Source organism: Komagataeibacter melaceti, assembly GCF_003403295.1.
GTDB classification, from domain to species: domain Bacteria; phylum Pseudomonadota; class Alphaproteobacteria; order Acetobacterales; family Acetobacteraceae; genus Komagataeibacter; species Komagataeibacter melaceti.
On record NZ_QUWV01000040.1, the window covers coordinates 1 to 1,452 of the forward strand.

The window sequence follows — 1,452 nt, forward strand, 5'->3', positions numbered from 1 at the left end:
TAGCAGCCTGTCGGGTTGGGGTACCCTTTGAAGTGGCGAGGGCATAGTATGCTGGGATGAGCCGTTTCATCCCGTTTGACCGATCCCAGCCATATCTTCTGCCGCCTGACCTGAAGTCGTGGCTTCCGGCGGACGATATGGCGCATTTCATTGTCGCTGCCATTGAGCGGGTTCCGATGAGTGCGTTCTGCGTGCCGGCGCGCACGGGTGGCAAGGCGCAGTATCATCCGCGCCTGATGCTGGCCCTTCTGATCTTCAGTTATGCGAACGGGCTGTTTTCCTCACGCCGGATCGAGCGGGCGACATATCGTGACATCGGGGTGCGCTTTGTGGCGGCAAACCTGCATCCGGATCACGACACGATTGCCACTTTCCGCCGGACAAACCGGACGGCCATTGAAGCTGCCTTTGCGCAGGTCCTGCTCCTGGCGCGCGAGACGGGCCTGCTGCGTCTTGGCGTGGTGTCGATCGACGGCACGAAAATCGATGCCGATGCCTCGAAATATCGTTCGGTGCGCTACGACCGGATCAAGGCCCTGCGCGAACAACTGGCGGTGGATATCGCGCAACTGATGGAACAGGCAGAGCGCGCGGACGCCACAGACAGTGATCCACAGGCCCTGCCCGAAGAACTTGCCCGCCGGGAGACGCTGAAAGCGAAGCTGGACGAAGCCTGCGCCCGACTGGAAGCCGATGCGAAGGCGCAGGCCGAGGCGGCGCGACCCGCATACGAGAAGAAAAAAGCCGCTTATGATGCAAAAACAGGGCGTCGCGGTCGGGCGCCGAAACCGCCCGACGAGGAGCCGCCACCTGAGAGGCAGATCAGCCTGACGGATCCCGACAGCCGCCTCATGCGGCGTTCGGACGCCCATGAATTCCGGCAGGCTTACAATGCCCAGGCCGTGGTCTGCGCCGAAGGCAGCCAGTTGATTGTGACAACCGACGTTGTCGCCACCTCAGCAGACGCACCATCTTTTGCCGGCACGGTGCTGTCGATGGAAAACACGATCGGTCTCCCCGAAACGGTGCTCGCCGATACCGGTTACGCCAGCTGGCAGGCGGTCCGGGAATTACAGGAAAAGGATATCGATCCGCTGGTCGCCATCGGACGGCCTTGCGCCCGCAGGCCTTATGACTTCCGGCCGCCTCCTGAAGACAGGGAACCGCGCCGGATCACCGAACCCTGGCGGCTTGCCATGAAGACAAGACTGGAAACCACACAGGCCCGAGACCTCTACAGACTACGAAAACAGACCGTTGAACCGGTCTTTGGAATTATCAAAAGTGTCATGGGTTTCAGGAGATTCAGCCTGCGTAGCCTTGCAAAAGTCACAACTGAATGGACACTCGTCGCACTCGCATACAACTGCAAAAGAATGGCGCGGCTTCAGGCAGCATAAGCCCGCTCAGCCGCGGCGTTATCAGCCCCCAAATGCCCAATCCGACAGGCTG

General features: G+C 60.7%; 1 protein-coding gene. It reads left to right on the forward strand.

Features of this window, described 5'->3' with window-relative positions:
* The first annotated feature begins 56 nt into the window (after positions 1–56).
* Complete coding sequence (locus DY926_RS05205; RefSeq protein ID WP_116702398.1) at positions 57–1,400, forward strand: IS1182 family transposase; 1,344 nt, start codon at positions 57–59, stop codon at positions 1,398–1,400.
* Positions 1,401–1,452: the final 52 nt, after the last annotated feature.

Coding starts and splice junctions, on each gene's coding strand:
- DY926_RS05205 (WP_116702398.1), top strand. CDS start 57: ATGAGCCGTTTCATCCCGTTTGACCGATCCCAGCCATATCTTCTGCCG.